At 37.4% G+C, this 23,109-nt stretch carries 24 protein-coding genes; 6 read left to right on the top strand and 18 right to left on the bottom strand.

The features are described 5' to 3' along the window. Positions 1-42 precede the first annotated feature (42 nt). Both AAJG31_RS09105 and AAJG31_RS09110 read right to left on the bottom strand, forming a co-directional pair. Entirely contained in the window at positions 43-1,095 is a 1,053-nt protein-coding gene (locus AAJG31_RS09105; protein WP_259950995.1) for a tartrate dehydrogenase, read from the bottom strand. Between the two features lie 103 nt (positions 1,096-1,198). Next, positions 1,199-1,645: a YlbF family regulator gene (locus AAJG31_RS09110; protein WP_004224800.1), complete on the bottom strand. Its 447-nt coding sequence runs from the start codon at positions 1,643-1,645 to the stop codon at positions 1,199-1,201. An 87-nt stretch (positions 1,646-1,732) separates the two neighbouring features. Here AAJG31_RS09110 and AAJG31_RS09115 point away from each other — a divergent pair, with 87 nt between their 5' ends. Further along, entirely contained in the window at positions 1,733-2,233 is a 501-nt protein-coding gene (locus tag AAJG31_RS09115; protein ID WP_259950996.1) for a PaaI family thioesterase, read from the top strand. Here AAJG31_RS09115 and AAJG31_RS09120 read toward each other — a convergent pair. Next, positions 2,214-3,686 (bottom strand): UDP-N-acetylmuramoyl-L-alanyl-D-glutamate--2,6-diaminopimelate ligase, encoded by a 1,473-nt coding sequence (locus AAJG31_RS09120; RefSeq protein ID WP_048394690.1) that lies wholly within the window; start codon positions 3,684-3,686, stop codon positions 2,214-2,216. The two genes, AAJG31_RS09115 and AAJG31_RS09120, sit on opposite strands and share 20 nt — an antisense overlap. Before the next feature lie 151 nt (positions 3,687-3,837). Beyond that, positions 3,838-4,992 (bottom strand): CAP domain-containing protein, encoded by a 1,155-nt coding sequence (locus tag AAJG31_RS09125; RefSeq protein ID WP_048394693.1) that lies wholly within the window; start codon positions 4,990-4,992, stop codon positions 3,838-3,840. A gap of 147 nt (positions 4,993-5,139) precedes the next feature. Between AAJG31_RS09125 and AAJG31_RS09130 the strand changes: the two genes are divergently transcribed. Both AAJG31_RS09130 and ytvI read left to right on the top strand, forming a co-directional pair. Next, on the top strand, positions 5,140-5,541 hold the full coding sequence (locus AAJG31_RS09130; protein ID WP_004224795.1) for a YugN family protein: 402 nt from the start codon (positions 5,140-5,142) through the stop codon (positions 5,539-5,541). A 146-nt stretch (positions 5,542-5,687) separates the two neighbouring features. After that, the gene (ytvI, locus tag AAJG31_RS09135) at positions 5,688-6,749 is read left to right on the top strand and encodes a sporulation integral membrane protein YtvI (protein ID WP_082148174.1); all 1,062 of its coding nucleotides are present in this window, start codon (positions 5,688-5,690) and stop codon (positions 6,747-6,749) included. Positions 6,750-6,763: 14 nt separating this feature from the next. Here ytvI and AAJG31_RS09140 read toward each other — a convergent pair whose 3' ends face one another. The 7 genes from AAJG31_RS09140 to cyoE form a co-directional block, all read right to left on the bottom strand. Next, entirely contained in the window at positions 6,764-7,225 is a 462-nt protein-coding gene (locus tag AAJG31_RS09140; RefSeq protein WP_016992774.1) for a DUF420 domain-containing protein, read from the bottom strand. A 40-nt stretch (positions 7,226-7,265) separates the two neighbouring features. Beyond that, the gene (gene ctaG, locus AAJG31_RS09145; RefSeq protein WP_004224790.1) at positions 7,266-8,189 is read right to left on the bottom strand and encodes a cytochrome c oxidase assembly factor CtaG; all 924 of its coding nucleotides are present in this window, start codon (positions 8,187-8,189) and stop codon (positions 7,266-7,268) included. Positions 8,190-8,370: 181 nt separating this feature from the next. Next, entirely contained in the window at positions 8,371-8,715 is a 345-nt protein-coding gene (locus AAJG31_RS09150) for a cytochrome C oxidase subunit IV family protein (protein ID WP_004224789.1), read from the bottom strand. Then, positions 8,715-9,341 (bottom strand): cytochrome c oxidase subunit 3, encoded by a 627-nt coding sequence (locus AAJG31_RS09155; protein ID WP_004224788.1) that lies wholly within the window; start codon positions 9,339-9,341, stop codon positions 8,715-8,717. The genes AAJG31_RS09150 and AAJG31_RS09155 overlap by 1 nt, the downstream gene beginning before the upstream one ends. Next, entirely contained in the window at positions 9,341-11,224 is a 1,884-nt protein-coding gene (ctaD, locus tag AAJG31_RS09160) for a cytochrome c oxidase subunit I (protein WP_004224787.1), read from the bottom strand. The genes AAJG31_RS09155 and ctaD overlap by 1 nt, the downstream gene beginning before the upstream one ends. Before the next feature lie 40 nt (positions 11,225-11,264). Further along, positions 11,265-12,353, bottom strand: coding sequence for a cytochrome c oxidase subunit II (coxB, locus tag AAJG31_RS09165; RefSeq protein ID WP_016992772.1), 1,089 nt, complete (start codon positions 12,351-12,353; stop codon positions 11,265-11,267). Positions 12,354-12,452: 99 nt separating this feature from the next. Beyond that, positions 12,453-13,370, bottom strand: a complete 918-nt coding sequence (gene cyoE / locus AAJG31_RS09170) for a heme o synthase (RefSeq protein ID WP_048394698.1) — start codon at positions 13,368-13,370, stop codon at positions 12,453-12,455. 336 nt (positions 13,371-13,706) lie between these two features. On the opposite strand from cyoE, the gene AAJG31_RS09175 reads away from it, so the two are divergent. Continuing rightward, complete coding sequence (locus tag AAJG31_RS09175; protein ID WP_048394700.1) at positions 13,707-14,630, top strand: heme A synthase; 924 nt, start codon at positions 13,707-13,709, stop codon at positions 14,628-14,630. Between the two features lie 62 nt (positions 14,631-14,692). On the opposite strand, the gene AAJG31_RS09180 is transcribed toward AAJG31_RS09175, so the two are convergent. The 5 genes from AAJG31_RS09180 to AAJG31_RS09200 all read right to left on the bottom strand — a co-directional run bounded on the left by AAJG31_RS09180 (position 14,693) and on the right by AAJG31_RS09200 (position 20,601). Then, positions 14,693-14,881, bottom strand: a complete 189-nt coding sequence (locus tag AAJG31_RS09180; protein WP_004224783.1) for a hypothetical protein — start codon at positions 14,879-14,881, stop codon at positions 14,693-14,695. Then, the gene (locus AAJG31_RS09185) at positions 14,874-15,494 is read right to left on the bottom strand and encodes a TetR/AcrR family transcriptional regulator (RefSeq protein ID WP_048394702.1); all 621 of its coding nucleotides are present in this window, start codon (positions 15,492-15,494) and stop codon (positions 14,874-14,876) included. The genes AAJG31_RS09180 and AAJG31_RS09185 overlap by 8 nt, the downstream gene beginning before the upstream one ends. A gap of 136 nt (positions 15,495-15,630) precedes the next feature. Further along, positions 15,631-19,065, bottom strand: coding sequence for a pyruvate carboxylase (pyc, locus tag AAJG31_RS09190; protein WP_048394705.1), 3,435 nt, complete (start codon positions 19,063-19,065; stop codon positions 15,631-15,633). A gap of 12 nt (positions 19,066-19,077) precedes the next feature. Beyond that, positions 19,078-20,259 carry an FtsW/RodA/SpoVE family cell cycle protein gene (locus AAJG31_RS09195; protein ID WP_048394707.1) on the bottom strand — a complete coding sequence of 394 codons (1,182 nt, stop codon included), beginning with the start codon at positions 20,257-20,259 and terminating at the stop codon, positions 19,078-19,080. Between the two features lie 60 nt (positions 20,260-20,319). Continuing rightward, a complete protein-coding gene (locus AAJG31_RS09200) occupies positions 20,320-20,601 on the bottom strand; it encodes a YlaN family protein (RefSeq protein ID WP_004224778.1) in 282 nt (93 codons plus the stop codon). Positions 20,602-20,783: 182 nt separating this feature from the next. Here AAJG31_RS09200 and AAJG31_RS09205 point away from each other — a divergent pair, with 182 nt between their 5' ends. Both AAJG31_RS09205 and AAJG31_RS09210 read left to right on the top strand, forming a co-directional pair. Continuing rightward, on the top strand, positions 20,784-21,284 hold the full coding sequence (locus tag AAJG31_RS09205; RefSeq protein ID WP_048394710.1) for a hypothetical protein: 501 nt from the start codon (positions 20,784-20,786) through the stop codon (positions 21,282-21,284). An 11-nt stretch (positions 21,285-21,295) separates the two neighbouring features. Continuing rightward, a complete protein-coding gene (locus AAJG31_RS09210) occupies positions 21,296-21,499 on the top strand; it encodes a YlaI family protein (protein ID WP_048394712.1) in 204 nt (67 codons plus the stop codon). A gap of 54 nt (positions 21,500-21,553) precedes the next feature. Here the strand turns inward: AAJG31_RS09210 and AAJG31_RS09215 are convergent, their stop codons facing one another. Together AAJG31_RS09215 and AAJG31_RS09220 are read right to left on the bottom strand one after the other, a co-directional pair. Further along, entirely contained in the window at positions 21,554-22,348 is a 795-nt protein-coding gene (locus tag AAJG31_RS09215; RefSeq protein ID WP_081010995.1) for an ABC transporter permease, read from the bottom strand. Continuing rightward, complete coding sequence (locus tag AAJG31_RS09220; RefSeq protein ID WP_279494079.1) at positions 22,341-23,108, bottom strand: ABC transporter ATP-binding protein; 768 nt, start codon at positions 23,106-23,108, stop codon at positions 22,341-22,343. Before AAJG31_RS09220 ends, AAJG31_RS09215 begins: the two co-directional genes overlap by 8 nt. Between the last annotated feature and the right edge of the window lies 1 nt (position 23,109).

Raw genomic sequence — 23,109 nt, forward strand, 5'->3', positions numbered from 1 at the left:
TGTAAATGTTAGATCCATTATTACTTCCCATTACAGTAATACTTAAGTTAAATAATCTATGATTGCATCAGTTACTTCTTGTAGTGTGGCAGCTCCACCCAAATCAGGCGTTTTTATACCCCGCGCTAATGTTTGCTCTATAGCATTCAATATCCTTGTTCCCACATCTTGATAACCAAGAAAATCGAGCATCATCTTACCTGTCCAAATTTGTCCAATAGGATTGGCAATTCCTTGACCAGCTATATCTGGTGCAGAACCATGGACAGGTTCAAACATTGATGGATATAGCCCTTCAATGTTTAAATTTGCTGCAGGTGCAATACCAATGCTTCCCATAATGGCACCGCCTAGATCTGTCAAAATATCCCCAAATAAATTCGATGCTACGATAACATCAAAATTTTCTGGCTTCATCACTAAAAATGCCGCTAGTGTATCAATATGATTAGATGCTTGACCTACCTCTTCATATTCTTTTCCTACTTGAGTAAACACTTCATCCCAAAAAGGCATGCTATATGTAATCCCATTTGATTTTGTAGCACTTGTCACATGTCCATTACGTGTTTTGGCTAATTCAAATGCATAGCGCATCGCCCGTTCTGTACCCTTTCTTGTAAAAACAGCATTTTGGATTGCCACCTCATCTTGTCCACTATGTATTCTTCCTCCGCTTTCAGCATACTCCCCTTCAGAATTTTCCCTTACAACAATAAAATCAAAATCATTTGGTTGTCGTAAAGGTGATGGTAACCCTTGAAGTAGCTTTGCAGGTCGTACATTAATAAATTGCTGTAGCTCACGTCGAATTTTAATGAGAAGGCCCCATAATGATACATGATCCGGAACCAAGTTAGGCATACCAACTGCACCTAAAAATATTTGGTCATACTGTTTTAACAGCTCTATGCCATTATCAGGCATCATTTTTCCTGTCTCTAAATAGTATTCACAGCCCCATGGAAAAATTGTCCATTCAAATTGAAAGCGTCCATCTAACAAAGCTGCCTGATCAAGAACTTTTATTGCAGCTGGCACAACCTCTTTTCCTATTCCATCCCCAGGTATTACGGCAATTCGATAAGTTTTCATTAATGCTTCCTCCTTGAATTTAATTATAAAAAAGACTGTAAACTAACTCAGTTGCCTTCGAGTTGTCTACAGTCTAGAAGAGATATGTTATATATACATACTATTACGCTGAGCAAGAGCATGAACCGCCCGAGCCACATCCACCTCCGCAAGATGAACCAGATGCAAAGAATGGATTACTAACAGGAACTTTTACCGCTTCAGAGACCGTTTTTCCTATTAATAGGCTAATCTCATCCAGTAAATCCTGAAAATCGTTTTCAGCAATTTTCAAGGCTGAAACTTTCTCATTTAAGTCAAGTGCCCTTTTCTGTTGGCGAATCGACTTCATAATTGTATGGTAGTCCGGATGATATTTTCCGAAACGTTGTACATCTTCGTACTGCTCTTTCATGCGATTAAATGCATATATAGCCTCTACAATTTGTGCATCACTATATACAGCTTCATACGCTTGTTGTAGCGCCATCGCAGGTTCTGAGGAAAGAATCATCTCACAAAGCGCTTCCGCCTCATCCAAAATGATTACCCAGTCAGAGGTCATCATCATCTTTAATTCCCCCAATCTCTTTCCCATCATAACAGATTTTATGGTAATTTTACATTAATGATAATTTTAATGAAAGAGGTTTTCCAAATGATGACAACATCTAAGGAGCAGGTTGAACAGTTAGTGGCCGAGATTTTACAAGACAGTACCGAGGAAGATGAAGAAGTTTTATTACATCTTTTAAATGGCCTACGGGAGAAACAGCAAGGCATTCACCGTCGTTATATTAATGCTACTTTACATATGGTAGGTAAATTTGAGCCTGAGGTCAGTGAGGTCCGTATCCCTATTACACCGGTCATCCATAATACGATAAAGGTGCCACACGGAGGTATTGTTGCAACGATTGCTGATGCCGCTATGGGAGGGCTTGCTTCGCGCTATGTGCCTGAGGGCTATAATGTAGTTACTACGAACATGAATATATCGTATATTGCTACCACTACAAATAAAGAATTGATTGCACGTGGTCGTTTTGTTCATAAGGGACGCCAAACGCTTGTCATGGAATGTGATATTGAAGATGAGACTGGTCGCAGGCTTGCCATTGCTACAGGATCTTTCTTCGTTATTCAGCGTCGTCCGTAATTAAACTCGCAAAATAGTCTTTAATACATTGTTGATCGGAAAAAGGGAACTTTTGATTTTTAATTTGCTGTGTTTGTTCATGCCCTTTTCCGGCAACAAGGACAATGTCTCCCTTTTCTGCCTTTGCTAATGCTTGATGGATAGCAAGTTTGCGATCTAAATAAATTTCATAATATTGTTGCTCTGTAAAACCAGCAATAATACTTTCATTAATCACAATAGGATCTTCATCACGAGGATTATCTGTTGTTAAATAAATAACATCAGCATATTTACTTGCTACTGCCCCCATTGCAAAGCGTTTCGCCTTGTCTCGATTTCCTCCACAACTGAAGACAAGGTAAATTGTTTTAGAGCGATCAAAGGTTTGCAATACTGCTTGCAATGCTTCTGCTGTATGGGCATAATCTACATAAACATCAATTCCTAATGGATTTTCAATCTTCTCTAGCCTGCCCTCTGGTAGCCTTAACGACCACATATGTCCAACTATATCTTCCATAGGGACACCTAAGCGCCATACAGCCATTAAGGATGCAACAGCATTTTGCACATGGTATTTACCGACAAAAGGAATTTCTACAATATGCTCACTCGCGGAAGTCTGTAAACAAAGTACGGTTTTTCCAACTGATTCACTGACGATTTGAATATGTAAATCATTGTGATTATCAAAACCAAATGAGCAAGATTTTTTCTTATCATAAATACCAACAGAACGGCAAAAATTATCATCTCCATTTAATACTAGCTTTTTTGATAAATCCGCTAAACGTTTCTTGGCACGTTTATAAGCTTCTAAACCTCCATGATCTTCTAAATGATCTTCTGATAAATTTAAAAATACACCACAGTCAATGTCACAATGATCGAGCCTATGCTGCTGCAACCCCATTGAAGAAGCTTCTAATACAACATGGGTCACACCTTTTCGCACACATTGCTTAAGAATGGGGTGTAATTCTTTAGCTTGCAATGTTGTTAATTGCTCATAAGCCGTTTGTTGTTTCTCACCATTGATGAAAAAGCCAACCGTTCCAATAACTGCTGCATGTTTATGTAGTGCATTTAGAAGCTGACTAACAAAATGGCTCACTGTCGTCTTTCCATTTGTACCTGTAATGGCGATAACAGTTAAAGCTTCTGCTGGAAAAGCAGCAAGCTTCGCACTTGCATACGATAAAAATAATGCTGTATTTGGAACCCATACAAAAGGAATTTCTTTATCTATAATTGGCAAAGAGATACTTTCTTCTGAAACGATGGCAGCAGCTCCACGTGCCAATGCCTCTTTGACAAACCGACTTCCCGATGTTTTTTTACCTTTTCGCACAATAAATATATCACCAGGTTGTACCGCCTGTGCATAGTCCTCTACACCAGTAATTTCTGTTCGTATAGATCCTCCCGTCACGCTACATGGCCAGTCTTTTAATAACTCTGCTAATTGCAAACCTCATTCCCCCTTTCAGTTCTCTATCATATGACGGCGTTTGTAACGGTGTGACGAAAAATGTAGAAGCCTAAAAGAAGGAGAAACTCCACATAAAAAATGAAGACAAGCCCGTTTGTTGAAAGCTTGTCTTCATCTGAATATTCTTCTGTTATGGTAAGGTTTGATTTGATTTATCTGTAGATTCTTCGCTATCTTGTTTTTCATTTTTCGTCTCTTCATTATCTTGCTCTTCTCTACCCACTTCTTGTGTAGTAGGTTCAAGATATATTTGCGTATAATAATCTACAAAGGCGCCAGAACCAACGCGTGTATATCGATCATTCAAAAGAACTTTTCTATGTTCAGGAGAATTTGTCCAGCCATGCATGGCTTCAATCGCATCAAAATAAGCAGTTGCCAGGTTTTCGTTCGCTTCACTATACTCGATTTTTTGCGTCTGTAATCGTTTTTTTAGATCACCATAGGTTGGAGATTCATGCGCTAAAAAATTTTGCACCTTCATGTCCTCACTATGCATTCTTGCTGCTTCCTCCAATGATTCATCCATTTCTAAAGGAAGTAAATCATGATGGACTCTTGTTACATTTAGCAAATCGTCTAATTGTTTAGCGCTAGCCACATCAATTTCTTGCTGTAAGAAAGAGGAAGGTGGAGCACGTCTAACAAGCTCCCCTTGATAGCTCATTTCATATGGCTGATGAAGGACAAGTGTTTCACTGTCTGTATATCGTATCCCTTGCAACTCACTTGTCTCCCTATCTATGTAAAGCTGTGCATAAAGACCATCAAATTTGATAAGCAGCCTTGTTTGCATATCTTCTTCACTCATTGAGAAAATGAAAATATTTTCGCCTACAGTGGCGGCTACCTCATAATCAATGATCGTCATTCTGTATATTTCATCACGTTTTTGGCCTACTTTAAAAGGAAATGCATCAATTTCTTGTCCTGCTATGTAAATTTGTGTCACAATATTATTATCAATACCAATCATAAAAAAAGTTGATACGTCTTCATTGTAGACCCACCATTGATAACCAAATGAAGACGGCTCTTTTCTTGCAGGCTCCCCATATTGTTCTAAAACAGTTTGTGTGCCTTTTCCTATCAATGTGGATATACCCGTTTGTGGACGTGTCATTGCTCCTATTGCAGGTTCCTGCTTTAGCTGTGTTTGAGGTATGATATTCGAATTGGTATTTGGGCCTTCTAGTGGCTCATTTTCCTTAGGGGTATTAAAAAACATAAAACCAATTAATGCAACTGCACCACAAACCATTAAAATGCGGAATAAAGCTTTCATACAGGACTCCTTTTCATCACCATTATTGTAAGTTATTATATCAATTGTAATTGGGTTGACACAATGTTGTCATTGCAACAATGTCGAATATGCTCTATTATAAAAATGAGCGTATACTTTGTACGAGAACCTAAAGGAGGACTATACATGTATTTTGAAAATACTAACCTTGAAAATTTAACAGCTGATCAAGAGCTACTTGTCAGCATTATGAAAAAACATGGTTTAGAATGTGATGGCGGCTGGGATTACGAGCGTATGACATTCGATAAACGATTCGATACTCGTGAAGGTCGTTATTACCTACGCGTATTCGCATATGCTATTTCTGGTGACGTAGGTGCACACGATGCTATCCTTACATTAATGAAACCAGTCCTTGGTAAATACTATTATCCGCATGGTGTTGAATATGGCGATGACGAGGTTTATCCAGCACACCTTGTAAAAAAATGTGAAGAAATCTTAAAAAAGGTTAAATTAGAGTTAGATCAATTCTCAATCGAGCCTACAAATAAAAATAACTTTGAACCTGTTAACGCACGCTAATCTTTCGTACATTGAAGTGACGGCAAGTAAGCGTAAATAGCTTCATGGTTGTAAAAAGACTGGTGGTCCAGTCTTTTTTTATTTTGAGTAAAAAAAAATTTTTTTCTCATACTACCTATATCTATTACATGATGTAGGTGAGAAAAATGTTATCATTTTTTAATCGTCCTTTTTTTCGTCATCCCATTATTGTTATTGCAATGGGTATACTGATCCTTTGGTCCATCTCCATATCATTACCAATTTTACTTGCCTACTTAACCGCGTTATTGTTAGAACCAATCATCGTTCGAATGAGCAAACGGTTTAGAAAAAAACGGAAAATCGTTGTCTTCTTCTTTTTTTTGTTTTTTCTAAGTATATCTTTATTATTATGTACACTTATCCTTTATATAAGCTGGAAACAATTTTCTTCCTTTATTATTGATATACCTGATTATCTTAATCAATTGTCTGCCCTATGGATTCAAATGCAATCTAAGCTCAGCAATTACACCTATCATTTACCGGTAGAGCTAGTTTCACAAATTCAATTTATGATTGCAAAAGCTTTAGCATCCATCGAAAAATTTTCTTTATCCTTAACGAACGTCAATGTTTGGTCAACGTTATTAACATATATTCCCACACGTCTTTTTGATATATTTGTTTATTGGATTGTGTTGTATATGTTGCTTTTAGAATTACCAACAATTAATCGTAAATTATTATCGCCCGTTCCTTTTCATTACCATCAAAAAATTATCTTTATTGGCCAACGTGTTAAGCTAGCCTTATTTGGATTTCTGAAAGCTCAATTACTTGTAGGGATAGGGATCTTTGCTATATCATTCGCTGCATTTTATTTTTTAAAAACACCATTCCCTATATTGTTAGCACTTTTACTTGTTGTTTTAGACTTTATCCCTTTTCTTGATTCATTTATTTTATTAGTCCCATGGGCAATCTATCAGGTCTTTGCTGGCGATTATTTATATGCAGCTGTCTTAATTTTACTAACCATTGGACAATTTCTAGTCCGACGAATGATTGAGCCAAAAATTATTGGCGATAAAATTGGACTTTCTTCCTTGAATACCTTTATTGCCATGTTTATTGGTTTTAAAATCTTTGGATTTATTGGAATATTAATTGGTCCGTTACTGGTTGTCGTAGTGCTTTCACTATTCCAACCAACTATAAAAAATCTCCCTCCTACACAGAAATAAGGAGGGAGATTTTTTTAAAATCCTAAAATGGCTTTAATTACTGATGTTGTTTCACCAGGCTCAAATAAAATATACAATAATAAATAAACTAATACACCAGTTATGGCAACAAAGAACCAAATAATACTTGTAATTGGCCCAATTCGTCTGTGTAATTTAATGTTCATTTTCAAACCTGAAATAATACTAACGATACCAAACACAGCTCCAGATGTCGCTAAAATAATATGGAAAATCAAGAAGAACGTATAGTATGGTTTTAAATCTTCTCCACCGCCAAAAGCTGTATTTCCAATAAAGATTGTACGGGACGCATAGATGATAAAGAAAATAAGTGCTGCAACACCTGCAGCAAGCATCACTTTCTTATGTCCCTCTACATTTCTTTTTATAATTAAGCCCCACCCTATCGCTACAAGTACCGCACTAATAACGATAAACGATGTACTAATAGTAGGCAATATTTGCAATTCCATTGTCAAAACCCCTTACACAAAGTAAATTTCTATTCTTCAACTAATGTTGCTGTTGACTTTCCCACTTCTTTTGGTGGGCAGCTAAAGCGTCAGCAGTGATTTTATCCGGATCTTTTTGCTCAGATCGATACCATCTTGTGAAGATCGTACCAATTAGTACACCAAAAATAAGCTCTTGTAGGATTTTCATTAACACGCCACCTAATTGCTGATCTGCAACTGGTTTCATGTCTGTAAATAGCTCTGGTCCAGATAAAGATAATCCTGACAATGTAGAGGCTGGTACACAAAGCTCCATTGCCTTTAACCATGCATCACCGTTTGTGTATGTCTCATACATTGCATTTGGCGCAAAGATGATTAATCCACAAGCAGGTGTAATTAAAACAGCATTAGCAATAATATACGCCAATTTATGCAAAGGCTTCATTTGATTACTATTTGGCATATTTTGAATTAAAGGCCAGTACATAAACACTGCAGATAGAAATAATACAAATGTATAGGTACCATGTAATGTTTCATTTAATTTAATGTAATCCAATATGGACGGTAAATGATAGAAAGAAAATAGACCGATAAATACAAAGACAGCAACAACTGGTAATGTTAGCACTTTAAACAAAGTTCTAACTACAGGTGCCTCAATAGCCACCTTCCAAACCCACCAGGGAATCCCTTTAATTAAGAAAATAGGGACCAGCAATAACAGAATAGCCATTTGCACCATGTGCATGGTAAACATAATATGAGCCATTAAATCAATCGGAGATCCTTTGATAATATAGATGGTAATCATAGCTAAAACAAAGTAAATAGCTTCACTTTTTTTCAAAGGTTCACTTACTTTAAAATCTTTACGCCACTTTGTTGTGACTAAAAAATAGATGATTGTTATAAAAACAAGAACCCCTATTAAATACGGGCTCCACAATGCTTGGAAACCAAATATACTAAGTGGCATATGGAACGCACTCCTTTAAACTTCAGTACTCCTATTATAAAACGCTTACAGCTATACTGCAATGAACGAAAGGTGAACAAATGTTAAGTTTCAACAGTGTTTGCCTCTTTGTATACCTAAATAACCTCAAAACATAAGAAAAGCACGTTCGTACAAAATAACGAACGTGCTTTTTTGGTGATTACCACCAAATGATTGTTAAAAATGCTAAGAAGAATGTAAATGCGATTAAAATTCCCATCCACATGAAGAAACCAATAACACCACCAAAGTGAGTTTTTTTATCTTCTAAGTGCATGAAAGAATAAAGTTGAAGTACAACTTGAACGCCAGCCAATAATAATACGAATGGCATAATTAAGTATTTAGAAAAATCAGCTGCAACTACTGCGAATGCGATAAAAGTGAAGAAAATCATAATCGCAAAGTTGATTACTTGTTTACGCATATGAACGGCATTATGATGACGATCATACTCATACTGTGCCTGTGACTTAGCAACTATAGGTGTATCGTGTGAAGACATTATCCGATCACTCCCATCAAGTATACTACTGTAAAGATAAATACCCAAACTACGTCGATAAAGTGCCAATATAAAGCAGCAACGAAGAATTTAGGTGCATTGTACAGGTTTAATCCACGTTTAGCATTACGGATCATTAAAGTACCAATCCATACAAGACCTAAAGTTACGTGGAAACCGTGTGTACCAACTAACGAATAAAACGCTGTTGCGAATGCAGATTGATTAAATGTAAAACCAAGGTGCACATAGTGGTTGAACTCATAGATTTCAAGTGCTAAGAATCCAAGACCTAAAGCTAATGTAATCGCTAACCAAGTTTGCATACCTTTAAAGTTAAAGTTACGCATATGGTAAATTGCATAAACAGATGTTAGTGATGATGTTAATAATAACATCGTCATAGCAAATGCTAATGGTAATTCAAATAAACCTTGAGTTGTGAACTCCATGCCAGCTGGCCCTTTGTTCTTAAGCGCTAAATAAGTAGCGAATAAACTTGCGAAAAGTACAACTTCACAGGCAAGGAAAATCCAGAAACCAACGACTTTATTTTTACCTTCCATCGTAGCTTGTTCAGGATGATCTGGCCAAGTATGAGGAGTAAATTTAGTATTGAAATCCATTATTTATTTCCTCCTTTGCCGTAAAGATGTTCTTCAATTTCAAGAATTTCTTCTTTGTGTAAATGGAAACCATGATCGTCTTTAACAGAACGAGCAATCATCGCACCAAATGTAATTGCTAAACCAATGATTAATACATAAATAGACCATGGCTTATCTGCGTCTGGATTGTAAAGTGCACCAAATGCTGCAATAAACATACCTAATGAAATAACGAATGGAATCGCTGAGTTATTTGGCATATGGATATCACCTAGTGGTTCAGCAAATGTTACTTCTTTATTACCTTCTTGTTTTTCAATCCACCATGGATCTAAACCACGAACAAGTGGAGTTTGACGGAAATTATAGAATGGAATTGGTTGTGGAATTGACCATTCTAAAGTACGTCCATCGCCCCATGGGTCGCGTCCTGCTGGTTTGCCCTTAATAGACATTAAGCAGTTGATTACCATTAAGATAACCCCTACACCCATCATTAATGCACCGATTGTAGAGATATAGTTGAATTGATCCCAACCTTGACCTTCCATGTAAGTGAATACACGACGTGGCATACCCATCAAACCTAAGAAATGTTGAAGGAAGAATGTTAAATGGAATCCGATAAAGAATACCCAGAAAGTAATTTTACCAAGCGTTTCGTTTAACATACGGTTGAAGAAAATTGGCCAGTAGAAGTGCGCTGAACCGAATAATGCTGTAACGATACCACCAACGATTACGTAGTGGAAGTGAGCAACGATAAAGTAAGAATCATGTAATTGATAGTCAAGAGGTGCAGATGCTTGCATGACCCCTGTAACACCACCCGCAACGAATGACGGGATAAATCCAAGTGCATAAAGCATTGGTGTTGTAACTTTAATAGATCCACCCCAAATAGTTAGGATCCAGTTGAATACTTTCATACCTGTTGGAACCGCAATTGCCATTGTTGCAACAGCGAAGATTGCGTTTGCTGTTGGCCCAAGACCAACTGTAAACATATGGTGAGCCCAAACCATGAACCCTAAGAAACCAATTAAAATTGTAGCGAATACCATTGAAGAGTATCCGAATAGACGTTTACGAGAGAACGCTGGAATAATCTCAGAGAATAAACCGAATGCTGGTAATACTAAGATATAAACCTCTGGGTGTCCGAAGATCCAGAATAAGTGTTCCCAAATTACTGTGTTACCACCCATTGTATGGTCAAAGAAGTTACCACCGAACATACGGTCAAATAACATCATTAATAAACCAATTGTTAATGGAGGGAATGCGAATAAGATTAAGGCACTTGATACAAGAGCAGTCCAAGTGAATAATGGCATACGCATAAATGTCATACCTGGAGCACGCATTGTAATAATCGTAACGATAAAGTTAAGACCTGAAATTAATGTACCTGCCCCTGAAATTTGTAAACCAAGAACATAGAAATCAATACCATGTCCTGGAGAGTATAAAGATAATGATGCATAAGAAGTCCAGCCCGCATCAGGAGCGCCACCCATAAAGAATGACAGGTGAAGGAATACTGCACCTAGGAAGAATAACCAGAACCCTAATGAGTTAAGGAACGGGAATGCAACGTCACGCGCACCAATTTGTAATGGTACAAGCATGTTCATAAATGCGAATAGTAGTGGCGTAGCAGCTAGGAATAACATTGTTGTTCCGTGCATTGTTAATAATTCATTGAAAAAACCAGCTGATACGAAATCATTATTTGGTTTCATTAATTGAATACGCATTAATAATGCTTCAAAACCAGCGATAGCGAAGAACAATGTACCGGCTAATAAATACATCACTGCTAACTTTTTATGGTCAACAGTAGTGATGTAATCCCAGACAGCTGCTCCAAAGCCCTTTTTCTGTGTGTATGAGCTCACAACTTTTACCTCCCTCAAAATTTGTTACATAGAACGAAAATTATTTTTCTACTGATAAGCCCATGATGTAAGTTGCAAGAGCTTCAATTTCTTCATCAGATAAATTACCGTAGATAGGCGCAGTGCCTTCAGCATTCATCATTAAGTTACCTGGTTTAAATTCCTCAGGGTTTTTAATCCAAGCTTTTAAGCTTTCTTCATTATGCTCTAAGAAACCAGCAACACGGTTACGGTCACCAAACGTAGTTAAGTTTGGACCTGGTGTACCGCCTGCTCCTGAACCAGAGATAGCATGACAGCCTAAGCAGCTATTTGCAAAAGTTGCTTCACCAAGATCTGTTGAAGCTTTGTCAGCAGTTTGTCCTTCAGTTGCTTTCATTGCATCAACCCATGCATCAAATGCGTCTGGGCTTAATGTTTTTACTTTAAAGTCCATTAATGCATGTGAAGGTCCACATAATTCAGCACATTTTCCATAAAATACGCCATCTTTAAGATCTTTTGATTCTTTATCGAATACTAAGTAGAATTTGTTTAAGTTTTCCACGTTTGTATCCATTTTACCGCCTACAGCAGGAATCCAGAATGAGTGCTTAACATCGGCAGCTTTTAAATTAAAGTAAACTTTTTCACCTGTTGGTACCACTAACTCTTGAGCCGTTACGATACCTTGGTTAGGATATTCGAATTCCCACCAGTATAATTTTGCCGTTACATTGATTGTTAGGGCTGTTTTGTTCCCTTCTTCATCTACCTCATCCATTGCAGCAACATCTGCAAATTTATAAGTAGTTGTAACAACTGGTACAGCGATAATTAATAATAAAATAATCGGAATAACTGTCCAAATCACTTCTAAAGTATGACTACCCTCTACTTGCTTAGGGATAACATTTTCACCTACGCGTGCACGACGGTATTTTAGGAATGCAAGTAAATAGATAACAGATACTATTACTACTACTAGCGTCATAATTACAGTAGTTAACAGTAATAAATTTAATTGTTGTTTACCTACTTCTCCAGATGGTTTTAGTGTAGAAAGATAATCTTCACCACAACCTGAAAGGAAAACCATCATCACTGCTAGAAGTGAAAAAAGACGCCATTTTTTAAGCCCTTTCATCATAGCTTAATTAAACCCCTCTTTCTTTGTTGTATTTTCATGTGTACCTAGGACATCAGTTCTGTCTATATGAATTCTTATAAAAAGAAAGAATCCCTAACTTTAGCTAAACACCGCAAATATTATGATGGCTACAAATAGTATGGTCATATGATTCAACGAATAAATAAACATTTTATTTGCCCATTTCATATCATCTTTTGTTGTAAAGCCTTTCAGAGCTAGTATTAACCAACCCAAGTTCAATGCAGTAGCAAGAGTTAAAAAGCCAATTCCAAGCTCTGTTAAAAGGAAAGGTAACGGTAATAATAAAAGAATCCAGAATAACATTGAGTACTTTGTACGTTTAAATCCCTTTACAACAGGTAGCATTGGTATTTTAGCTGCACGATATTCCTCAGTCCGTTTCATTGCAAGCGCATAGAAATGTGGTGGTTGCCATGCAAACATGATAAGGAATAAGGCTAGTGCTCCTGGACCTAAGGCAGGCTCAATCGCTGCGAATCCAATAACAGGAGGAATAGCCCCCGAAATACTACCTACAACCGTGTTACTAACATGCTTCCTCTTTGACCACATTGAATACAGAACGACATAAGCAAATATTCCTACTAGTCCCCACATGCCGGCTGCAAACGATGCCGCAAATAACAAAATTTCACCTACAATTAAAAATGAGAGGGCAATGGTCAACACAAAGTTTGGCTTAAATCTGCCTGTCACTGTCGGTCTTGCCTTAGTTCTTTTCATGATGGGATCTATATCCTGATCAATGAAGTTATTCATTGCACCTGAGCCACCAATGATTAATGCCGCACCCAGCATGGTGTAAAATATGACATCAAGCTCTTGCAAGAAATGTCTACTAGTAAACTGAAAAGCCAGCCACATCCCTGTAAACGTTGTGACAAGATTCGAGTTAACGATTCCAATTTTTATTAGTGCTAAGAAATCTTTTACAACAGATGTTGTTTCTGGACCAGGATTTCTAGTAGCCGCCAGTGTACGACCGTTTGACATAATACCTCTCCTTTCATTTTTGTAAGCATATTCCGCTAACAATAACTATAGCGAAATTTGCGATTGATTTCTAGACATTAAGTGAAATTTAGATGAAGTTGTAAAAATTAGTTTTGTCTAGAAATATAATTAAAAACAACATATCTATAGTAAAACATTTTCTAAAATGAATTGTGAAGGTTAAAGCACGAAATTATGAACAATTTGTGAAATGGAATCGACATCTAGTAGTCCCTTCTCTTTACAAGTTGTTTTTTATACGTATTTTCGATATTATCTAGTAGCAGAAACATTACGTTCTTGTAATGTTGATAGATAAAGTAGGTGACTCATTTTATGCAACACAACAGGTATTTGAAGTGGTTTGCTGTTGCCGCTACAGTAGGGATGCTCCTTATATTACTAGGTGGGGCTCTCGTTACCAAAACAGATAGTGGCCTAGGCTGTGGTCGTAACTGGCCTGATTGTAATGGATCTCTTATTCCAAAGGAGATTACACCAGAAGTCCTTATTGAATTCTCACATCGTCTCGTAACAGGAGTTGTATCTATTTCAATTCTTGTGTTAACCGTTTGGACATGGCGTAAGCTCGGACATATTCGCGAAGTAAAACTATTAGGTTTCCTAGCAATGTTTTTCTTAATCGCGCAAGCTCTTATTGGAGCAGCTCAAGTATTATGGGGGCAAGGTGATTTCATCTTAGCTCTACATTTTGGGATATCTCTGATTTCCTTTGCCGCTGTTCTTCTTCTCTCTATGATTGTATTTGAAGTCGATCGGAAATTTGATGCCGATAACGTATTTATCGGTAAAAAGTTACGTTGGCATACAATTGCTGTCACAATTTATTCTTATTTAGTCGTTTATACAGGGGCGCTAGTTCGTCATACAGATTCGAGCTTAATTTGTCCTGATTGGCCATTTTGCTATAATGAAACACCTTTGGCACCCCCGAATAATATGTATGAATGGGTGCAAATGGGACATCGATTAGCTGTTCTTATTATTTTCATTTGGATTGCATACATAACTTGGCACGCTGTAAAGGAATATAAACATCAACGTGTTATATACTATGGATGGATAATTGCCTTTACTATAGTAGTTTTACAAGTTATTGCAGGTATGTTAGTAGTCCTTACTAAACTGAATTTAACGGTAGCTTTACTGCATTCATTATTTATTTCCCTTTTATTCGGTTTATTATGCTATATGATCATGCTAGTTGCTCGAAGTAATTATAATGAGAAAAAGAAATAGCCCAGAAATAGCCCATTAAAAAAGATTCGCCACCAAAGATGTGTCGAATCTTTTTTCTATGACTATTTTTGTTTCTTCATAGCTTCAGTCCCTATAATTCCAACAATTAAAATAATCATGGATACCAGTGCATAATCTTTAAAAAATGTTGTAAAAGGAATGTCGAAATATCGACAAATTAACGTTACGAGACGGCCTCCTAATAAAATTAAACCAATGACTAACATCCAGTTAAATAGCGCTCTAAGCATTTTTTGGCCCCTCTACTTTCATTGCTGTCCATATAATATTTGTTACTTCGAGACTGTAATCCTCTGCCGCAATAGCAAGCGGTCCCCCTATAAGCATGTATTCACCAATCGCTCCTTGAATTACTTTTGCCATTACATTGACAGAGCGAACACTAAAAGTCCCCTGTTTTTTACCATCTTCTAAAATATTACGTAATGCCGTCAATAGTGGGTCTTCCTCTTCATCTGGCAGTTTATAGTAAGGGATGTCATGTGCAGTCCGAGCGTTGAAGACAATTTCTAATAATGCTGCATTTTCTTTTGGGTGTGTCGCTTGATAAGCAATGCTTGCCTCTATGAAGTTTGCTAATTGTGTGGTAGGGTCACTGGCAGTATATGTTTTTGTCAAAATGAAAGTTGTGGATTGCTCAATTAGTGCTTGCAGACTTTGGTTGATTAAATCTTGTCGATCTACAAAGTGATAAGAAATTAATGCTGTGCTAATAGAAGCACGTTTAGCGATTTGTGCTAAACTTGCCTTTACATAGCCTATATCATCAAGTGTCGCTATCGTAGCTTCAATAATTTGCTGCTTTCTTGCTTCCTGAATAAAGGTATTTTTATTGTTATCCATAGAATTCTCCTGATTGATTAACCAAACATTTTTCTGATTAAGTAATCAGATTTTATATGATTTATCGCTTAAACACAATAAAAAAGGTTATGTAGATACTAATAAAAGCATCTAATAACCTTTTTTTCATGACTATTTATTCAATTTCAATTAATAGATCCCCTGTTGAAATGGCATCTCCTGCACTTGCATATACCTCTTTTACAATGCCGTCTTTAGGTGCTTGGACAGTTGTTTCCATTTTCATAGCTTCTGTAATTAACAGGTGATCACCACGTTTAACAGGACTACCTTTAGAAACAACAACTTTCAACACAGTACCTGGCATTGTAGCACCGATTTGGTTTGGATTGCTTGGATCGGCTTTTAATGCTAAATTGCCATCAACCTCAACAGTCATATCTTGAATCACCAATTCACGCGATTGACCATTAAGCTCAAAGTAAAGGACACGTGTTCCATTGTGTTGTGGTTCCCCGATTGAAACGAGTTTAATAATCAATGTTTTACCTTTTTCAATTTCGACCTCAATAATTTCACCAAGCTTTAAGCCATATAAGAATGTCGGTGTGTCAAGAACTGAAATATTGCCAAAGGATTCTGCTGTTTTCGCATATTCCTCAAAGACTTTTGGATAAAGTGCATAAGCCAGTACATCTTTTTTCGTAACTGGGCGATTTAACTTTTCCTCTAGCACAGCCTCTAATTGATCAAATTGAATAGGCTCTAATAATTCTCCTGGACGAACTGTAATTGCTTCTCGATCTTTTAACACTACTTGTTGTAATGCCTCTGGGAAACCGCCATGTGGCTGCCCAAGATAACCTTGGAAGAATTCAATCACAGAATCTGGGAAGTCAATTGTTTTCCCTCTTGTTAAGACTGTATTTTCGTCTAGATCATTTTGCACCATAAATAAAGCCATATCACCCACTACCTTGGAGGATGGTGTAACTTTAACAATATCACCAAATAGTAGATTTACACGGGAATACATGCGTTTCACTTCTTCCCATCGATCACCAAGCCCTACAGCTTTTGCTTGTTGCTGTAAATTACTATACTGACCACCAGGCATCTCATGTACGTAAATCTCAGAATGCGGGCTGATCATGCCACTTTCAAAATCTTTATAGTATTTACGAACATCTTCCCAGTAGTACGATAATTTTTCTAATGCATCGATATCCGCTCGTACCTCACGTTTGCCGCCCTTCATTGCATAGTACAAGGAGTTTGCACTTGGTTGAGATGTTAGACCTGCCATAGATCCAAGCGCTGTATCAATAATATCAACACCTGCTTCTATCGCTTTAGCATATAAGTAAATTCCATTGCCACTAGTATCATGTGTATGCAAGTGGATTGGCAGACTTGTCGTCTCTTTTAACTCGGAAATTAAACGGTACGCCGCTTCCGGTTTCAATAAACCAGCCATATCTTTAATCGCTAAAATATGGGCACCAGCTGCTTCAAGCTCTTTCGCCATATCCTTATAGTATTGCACTGAATATTTCGCACGACTGTCATCGAGGATATCCCCCGTATAACAGATGGCTGCTTCAGCAATTTTTCCTGATTGACGCACAGCATCTATCGCTACTTCCATGCCTTTAATCCAATTTAAGCTATCGAAAATACGGAATACATCAATTCCTGATGAAGCCGATTCAGCGATAAATTCTCGGATTAGATTGTCAGGATAGTTTGTATAACCAACAGCATTAGCTCCGCGCAGTAACATCTGGAATAACACATTCGGCACTTGCTCACGCAGTTTCGCTAGCCGCTCCCATGGATCTTCTTTTAAGAAGCGATATGCTACATCGAATGTTGCACCGCCCCACATTTCCAGCGAGAATAACTGATGCATCATGCGAGCTGTTGCATCTGCAATTTGATACATATCCTGTGAACGAACACGTGTTGCAAGCAGGGATTGGTGAGCATCGCGGAATGTAGTATCTGTTAGTAGTACGTCTTCCTGTGCTAAAATCCACTGCACTAAGCCATCTGCTCCCTGTGTATCTAAAATCTGCTTTGTACCTGCTGGTGGTACAATTAAAGGATCAATTTTAGGTTGGTTTGGCTGGACAAAGATAGGTTTTGACTTCTTCTCTACACCAGGGAAGCCATTTAAGGTCACATTCCCAATATAGCTTAACAGCTTTGTTCCACGGTCTTTACGCACAGGGAACTCGAAAAGCTCTGGTGTTGTATCAATAAAGCTAGTATCAAAGGCCCCTGATAAAAACTTTTCATGAGTCACCACATTATTTAAAAACGGAATATTCGTTTTAACGCCACGAATACGGAATTCTTTTAAATTACGATCCATTTTCGCAGCAGCTTCTTTAAAGTTCATACCCGAAGTAGAAATTTTCACCAACAAAGAGTCATAGTATGGTGTAACGACAGCACCCTGGAAGCCATTCCCAGCATCTAATCGCACGCCAAAACCACCACTTGAACGGTAAACCATTAACTTTCCTGTATCTGGCATAAAGTCATTTGCAGGGTCTTCTGTTGTCACACGTGCTTGAATGGCATAGCCAATCATTGGCATATCTTCTTGCTTTGGCATATGAATTTCTTCACTGTGAAGTCCATAGCCTGCCGCTACCTTAATTTGGGCATGGACGATATCAACACCTGTAATCATTTCTGTAATTGTATGTTCTACTTGAATGCGAGGGTTTACCTCGATGAAATAAAAATCGTCTCCTGCGACTAAAAATTCCACTGTCCCTGCATTTATGTACGAGACATTCTTCATTAATTTCACAGCAGCATCGCAAATACGATTTCTTAACTCTTGTGAAATCGAATGAGATGGCGCAATTTCTACCACTTTTTGATGTCGACGCTGAATTGAGCAATCACGCTCATATAAATGCACAATATTGCCATGCTTATCGCCAATAATTTGTACTTCAATGTGTTTTGGTTTTATGATTGCTTTTTCTACATATACTTCATCGGAACCAAAAGCAGCCTTTGCCTCAGATTTTGCTCTTTCATAGGAGGAAGCAAGATCCTCTGGCGTATGGACTAGACGCATCCCTCGACCACCACCGCCAAGTGCTGCCTTAATCATAACTGGATAGCCATAATTGCTAGCAAACGTCTCTACCTCTGCTAGATCGGCTACTGGGCCATCTGTACCAGGAATAACAGGAATCTCAGCCGCAATGGCTTGAGAACGTGCTTTGACCTTATCTCCAAACATATCTAAATGCTGAGAAGTTGGTCCGATAAAGACAATGCCCTCTTCCTCACAGCGACGTGCAAATTCCACGTTTTCTGATAAAAAACCATACCCTGGATGAATCGCATCAACATCTGCATCTTTTGCGATGGCAATAATACCTTCAATATCTAAATAAGCATCGATTGGTTTCTTGCCAGCTCCCACTAAATAAGCTTCATCTGCTTTAAAGCGATGAAAAGCACCACTATCTTCTCTTGAATAGATGGCAACAGTTTGGATATTCAGCTCCGTACAAGCACGGAAAATACGAATTGCAATTTCTCCTCGATTGGCTACGAGAATTTTGTTGATTGATTCCATAGGTATCCCCCTTTATGATTGTGTTTTTTTCCTCTCTACCTTTTCAAACATAGAAACATTGATCAATATTCCCATCGCTAAAGATAGAATGATTATAGATGTACCGCCATAGCTTATAAAAGGTAACGTTACACCGGTTAACGGGATTAACCCGGTTACACCCCCAAGATTAATAAATGATTGCCAGCCTATCCAGCTCGCAATACCAGCCGCAATCATGCGTGCCAATGGATCTTTTGTCCGCAATGCAATAGAAAAACCTTTATATACAATAAATCCCAAGCCACATAAGACAATCAAAACGCCCCATATCCCTAACTCTTCCATTATGATTGCCATAATAAAATCTGTTTGTGGTTCAGGCAAATATCCTAATTTTTGAATGGATTGACCAAGGCCCCGCCCTTCTAAGCCGCCTCCGCCAATGGCATAATAACTATTCACCACTTGGTGACCACTACCATCCTCATACTCAAATGGATTTAAGTAAGACAATATCCGTCCTTTTCGATTTCCTGTTAGTAGCTCTCCCTTAAATATCCATAGAATACCAAGAATTGCTGTACCAAACGCACCTAATACACCAAAAAATTTCCAAAATGTTCTAAATGGAATACCACTTGAAGCTACAACTGAAACGGCAATACCACATAGAATAATCACTGCTCCTAAGTCTGTTTCAAAGGCTACCCCAGCAACCACTAAAATCCATAGAAAAATTGGGTAAAAAATTTCAGTCGGTTGTAGCTTTTCAAACGTATATTTTTGCGCTTTTCGATAAAAAGCAGCTGCAAAATATAAAATTATAAATAGTTTCGCATACTCTGAAGGTTGAAAATTCCCTAAACCTGGGATAGCAATCCAACTTTGAGAGCCTACTTCTTCTGCCCCATTCCCTGCTACTTTTACCCATGTAAATAACACAACCAATACAACAGTTAGCAATAACATAATATTCTTATTCGCATAATGTTTATATGGGAAAAATGCTGTGATGATAAAGCCAAGAAATGCTACCATTAAATTGGTCACTTGCTTTTGATAAAAATAATCAGGTGCTTGACCTTTTTGAACAATAGCAACCATCATACTTGAACTGTAAATCATTATTAACCCAAATAAACTTAATAATAGGACCGTAAAAAATAAGGGATAATCAAAATTTTGTGCATAGCGTTTTAAGTATTGTCTCATTGGAAAACCTCGTTCTAGTAAAAAAACTCAAAGCGCAAAGAAGCGTTTGAGTTTTTCTTTTTATTTGTCTGTATACGCGTCGTGTAGTACAGAAAGTTCCTTCTCGAGTGAATCGAGAATTTCTTTGCCTTTTTCACGTTCAATCAATCCAAGCTTCACAGCAAAGTCAATTTCACGTGATAGACCGAACATTTGTGTATCTAATACTTCCTCATATAAAGGGCATTGTGGCATTGTTAAATGATCCATTTGTACTCGAATAAGGCGAGCAATCTTATCTGCATCAGCAACTAATAGCTCCAAAGCCTTCTCTTGAAAAGAAGTTTGTGATTTCGTATCCATGAGGACGCCCCCATTATCTGATATTTCTTCGATTCTATCTTAATAAAGTTTATCTTTTAGTCGATAAAAATGCAAGTGTCTTCATTGGAAAATAGAGAATTCGAATTATATTTCTTTATTATCTCTAGGCATTAGCGTTATACTATGTCATGGATATACAAGATTTGAGGAGGATTTCTATTATGGAAACAATAATTCCTATCACAGGTGCAGTCACATACCAACTAACATTAGATCCTACTGTGTGGATTTTCGATGATCGTAAATTAGATTTAAACACTTACTTCACTACTCAAAATGTTGAGGAAGATGCTGACGTCAAATATATGCGTGAAGTAGGAGCACACTGGTCACGTGAAATTATGGAAGGAGCAACATTCCCACCTACATTAAAATCAGAAAGGAAATTTGACCGTAAAGGAATGGAGACAGGTACATTTGGTATCGAATTAAGTCACTTCTTGAAGAATGCTGAAATTAAACCAGAAGCGACAAAAATCGTCTTAACTTGCAAAGATGGCGAAGAATATCCTTTTACAATTGAAGAAGCTTATACACTTATTTTAAAATATAGCCAAGACGGTAAGCCTCTTTTAGAAGACGGTCCCATCCATGTATTACTAAGAGACGGTTCAAATATTGACAATCCTATTAAAAACGTATCAGCCATTCGCGCTGAATAGGAGGGAATGCAATGCGCGTTAAATGCGTTATTTGCGATACGATTCATAATTTAGATGATAATTTACCTTTAGCAAAAAAATTGCGTAATCGACCAATTCATACTTATATGTGCGATATTTGTCATGATCGCATTTCGGAAAATACTGTAGCACGAATGGAAACAGGCAATTTCCGTTTTTATCGTACTTCACCCCAGATGGATAAAGAATTTTAACTAAAGAACAGATTAAAAAGAGGTGCCTCTATTTTGAGACACCTCTTTTTTATACTATCCATTATTTTTAATAATCGTTTTTTCAACTAATTCTACAACTTGATACATAATGGTAGCAAAAAAGGCAATGATCAGAAGTGACATAAGGACAAGGTTAAAATTAAATACTTGGAAGCCATAGATAATTAAATAACCAAGTCCTTTTGAAGCTACTAAAAATTCCCCTACAATAACCCCTACCCATGATAAGCCAACATTCACTTTCAAGGTCGAAATGATTGTAGGAAATGAGGCTGGCAAAATGACCTCACGAAAGATTTGCCATCTTGTCGCTCCAAAGGTTTGTAAAACCTTACTATAATTCGGATCGACACCTTTAAATGCCGTATATACAACAATCGTTGTTATAATGATGGATATTAATGCACCCATAGCTATGATAGAAAAATAACCTGGGCCGAGTGCAACAATCAAAATCGGACCAAGTGCAACTTTTGGCATCGCGTTTAAAATTACTAGATAGGGATCGAGTACTTTTGATAGTAACGGGGACCACCACAAGACAACAGCTATCAATGTTCCTAATAAAGTCCCCGCTAAAAAGCCAATTACGGTCTCCATTAATGTAACACTCACATGCAATGTTAAAGAACCGTCAATGACTTTCTCAATAAATGTATGCCATACATGAGTTGGCGAGCTAAAAATTAACCGATCAATCCATTCTAATCTTGAAAGCAGCTCCCATCCACCAAAGAATAGCAGTAAAATAATAAGCTGATATATTCGAACATAGCGTTTTTCTTTTTTTAACAATTGCTGATATTGCTTAAATAATGTATTATCCAAGGCTCTCCAGCTCCTTCCAAATAGTTTGGAAAATATCTGCATAGGCTGGATGCTGTCTTACATCAAAAGGTGATAGTTCATTAAGGGCTTCAGGTATTTCAAACACTTTGTGAACTGCCCCTGGGTTTGCAGAAAATAGAACTACGCGCTCACTCATTGCGATTGCTTCACCAATATCATGTGTCACAAGAATAGCAGTCTTTTTATAAGTTTTTAATGTTTCCACCACTAAATCCTCAAGCTTTAATTTCGACTGATAATCTAACGCTGAAAATGGTTCATCTAATAATAAAATTTTAGGATTTACAGCTAAGGTACGAGCAAGGGCCACACGTTGCCGCATACCTCCTGATAATTCTCGAGGGTAATTGTTCCCCACATGCGGTAATCCTACTTCCTGTAATAACGCATTGGCCGTTACTTTATGTGTTTTATGACTTTTTTCCATTATTTTCAATCCTATTGTGACGTTTTCTTCAATGGTCTTCCAAGGAAATAAATAGTCCTGCTGAAGCATATAGCCAATGCTTGATTGATTACTTGCTGATAGCTTTTCACCATCTATATAAACATTGCCTTCAGTGGCAGGGAATAATCCTGCAATAATTGATAATAATGTGGTTTTACCGCAGCCACTCGGCCCAATAAACGAAACAAACTCTCCTTCATGAATGGCTAAACTGATATCACGTAATACTTCCTTTGCCTGTGTACTTGAAAAATAACTATGGTGAATATTCTCCAGCTGTAAAAATTCCATA

The organism is Lysinibacillus sp. BS3, assembly GCF_039614735.1.
Classification (GTDB): Bacteria; Bacillota; Bacilli; order Bacillales_A; family Planococcaceae; genus Lysinibacillus; species Lysinibacillus capsici.

What these genes read in the sequence shown, in the direction of transcription:
- AAJG31_RS09105 (WP_259950995.1), bottom strand. Translation starts at nt 1,095, where the DNA reads ATGAAAACTTATCGAATTGCCGTAATACCTGGGGATGGAATAGGAAAA.
- AAJG31_RS09205 (WP_048394710.1), top strand. Translation starts at nt 20,784, where the DNA reads ATGGAAACAATAATTCCTATCACAGGTGCAGTCACATACCAACTAACA.
- coxB (WP_016992772.1), bottom strand. Translation starts at nt 12,353, where the DNA reads ATGATGAAAGGGCTTAAAAAATGGCGTCTTTTTTCACTTCTAGCAGTG.
- pyc (WP_048394705.1), bottom strand. Translation starts at nt 19,065, where the DNA reads ATGGAATCAATCAACAAAATTCTCGTAGCCAATCGAGGAGAAATTGCA.
- AAJG31_RS09155 (WP_004224788.1), bottom strand. Translation starts at nt 9,341, where the DNA reads ATGGATTTCAATACTAAATTTACTCCTCATACTTGGCCAGATCATCCT.
- AAJG31_RS09110 (WP_004224800.1), bottom strand. Translation starts at nt 1,645, where the DNA reads ATGATGATGACCTCTGACTGGGTAATCATTTTGGATGAGGCGGAAGCG.
- AAJG31_RS09175 (WP_048394700.1), top strand. Translation starts at nt 13,707, where the DNA reads ATGCAACACAACAGGTATTTGAAGTGGTTTGCTGTTGCCGCTACAGTA.
- AAJG31_RS09150 (WP_004224789.1), bottom strand. Translation starts at nt 8,715, where the DNA reads ATGTCTTCACACGATACACCTATAGTTGCTAAGTCACAGGCACAGTAT.
- AAJG31_RS09220 (WP_279494079.1), bottom strand. Translation starts at nt 23,108, where the DNA reads ATGGAATTTTTACAGCTGGAGAATATTCACCATAGTTATTTTTCAAGT.
- AAJG31_RS09125 (WP_048394693.1), bottom strand. Translation starts at nt 4,992, where the DNA reads ATGAAAGCTTTATTCCGCATTTTAATGGTTTGTGGTGCAGTTGCATTA.
- AAJG31_RS09130 (WP_004224795.1), top strand. Translation starts at nt 5,140, where the DNA reads ATGTATTTTGAAAATACTAACCTTGAAAATTTAACAGCTGATCAAGAG.
- ytvI (WP_082148174.1), top strand. Translation starts at nt 5,688, where the DNA reads ATGTTATCATTTTTTAATCGTCCTTTTTTTCGTCATCCCATTATTGTT.
- AAJG31_RS09140 (WP_016992774.1), bottom strand. Translation starts at nt 7,225, where the DNA reads ATGGAATTGCAAATATTGCCTACTATTAGTACATCGTTTATCGTTATT.
- AAJG31_RS09210 (WP_048394712.1), top strand. Translation starts at nt 21,296, where the DNA reads ATGCGCGTTAAATGCGTTATTTGCGATACGATTCATAATTTAGATGAT.
- AAJG31_RS09115 (WP_259950996.1), top strand. Translation starts at nt 1,733, where the DNA reads ATGATGACAACATCTAAGGAGCAGGTTGAACAGTTAGTGGCCGAGATT.
- AAJG31_RS09180 (WP_004224783.1), bottom strand. Translation starts at nt 14,881, where the DNA reads ATGCTTAGAGCGCTATTTAACTGGATGTTAGTCATTGGTTTAATTTTA.
- AAJG31_RS09200 (WP_004224778.1), bottom strand. Translation starts at nt 20,601, where the DNA reads ATGGATACGAAATCACAAACTTCTTTTCAAGAGAAGGCTTTGGAGCTA.
- ctaG (WP_004224790.1), bottom strand. Translation starts at nt 8,189, where the DNA reads ATGCCACTTAGTATATTTGGTTTCCAAGCATTGTGGAGCCCGTATTTA.
- AAJG31_RS09195 (WP_048394707.1), bottom strand. Translation starts at nt 20,259, where the DNA reads ATGAGACAATACTTAAAACGCTATGCACAAAATTTTGATTATCCCTTA.
- AAJG31_RS09185 (WP_048394702.1), bottom strand. Translation starts at nt 15,494, where the DNA reads ATGGATAACAATAAAAATACCTTTATTCAGGAAGCAAGAAAGCAGCAA.
- cyoE (WP_048394698.1), bottom strand. Translation starts at nt 13,370, where the DNA reads ATGTCAAACGGTCGTACACTGGCGGCTACTAGAAATCCTGGTCCAGAA.